This window comes from Saccharopolyspora elongata (assembly GCF_004348985.1).
GTDB lineage: Bacteria > Actinomycetota > Actinomycetes > Mycobacteriales > Pseudonocardiaceae > Saccharopolyspora > Saccharopolyspora elongata.
Genome location: NZ_SMKW01000263.1, coordinates 1 through 382, shown reverse-complemented (window position 1 = coordinate 382; position 382 = coordinate 1). Strand labels below are relative to the sequence as shown.

The window sequence follows — 382 nt, the reverse complement described above, 5'->3', positions numbered from 1 at the left end:
CATGGCCCAACCCTTGTGGGGGGAGTGGTCGAAGGTGGGACTGGCGATTGGGACGAAGTCGTAACAAGGTAGCCGTACCGGAAGGTGCGGCTGGATCACCTCCTTTCTAAGGAGCAACAACACCCCGACCCACGGGTTGGGAGTGTCCATGGTTTGGAAACACAGGTTTTCCACTGTGGGTGCTCAATGGATTGTGGAACACACTAACGCTTACAGGACAGTCCGCTGTTGGGTATCTGAGGGAACATGCTCTGTGTGTTTTCTTGTGTGTTTGGTTGTTGTTTGAGAACTGTATAGTGGGTGCGAGCATCTTTGTGGCCAAGTTATGTAGGGCACATGGTGGATGCCTTGGTACCAGGAGCCGATGAAGGACGTGGGAGAC

General features: G+C 53.7%; 1 rRNA gene. It reads left to right on the top strand.

Annotation, left to right across the window (positions count from 1 at the left end):
- Positions 1-106 (top strand): 16S ribosomal RNA (locus E1288_RS46625); the annotation flags it as partial.
- Positions 107-382 lie beyond the last annotated feature (276 nt).